The 252-nt window shown below is 59.1% G+C and carries 1 pseudogene; it reads right to left on the bottom strand.

Annotated features, from left to right (window positions below):
• Positions 1–218, bottom strand: a pseudogene (locus SB764_RS42815) (oxidoreductase); the annotation flags it as partial.
• Positions 219–252: the final 34 nt, after the last annotated feature.

Raw genomic sequence — 252 nt, 5'->3', positions numbered from 1 at the left:
ATGATGGCCAGCGGCGCGGCAATGAAGACGGTAAGGAAATAGGTCAGCAGCTGCAGGCGGTTGTAGTTGTTCCAGCCATTCTCCAGCGGCCAGTTCAACGAGGCATACTGCAGCCCGGCCGAGAGCGCGTTCGGGAAGACGTCCCAGTTGGTGGGAACGATCCTCAACCACTGGCCTGTGGCGAAGAGCAACACGATGAAGATGAGGCCGTTCAGCATCCAGAGGGCGTCCAAAGTCAGGTGGAACCACAGG

The sequence above is a fragment of the Paraburkholderia sp. SIMBA_027 genome (assembly GCF_046535315.1).
GTDB classification, from domain to species: Bacteria; Pseudomonadota; Gammaproteobacteria; order Burkholderiales; family Burkholderiaceae; genus Paraburkholderia; species Paraburkholderia tropica.
The sequence above is the reverse complement of the archived record's forward strand: the minus strand, read 5'-3'. Positions and strand labels throughout refer to the sequence as shown.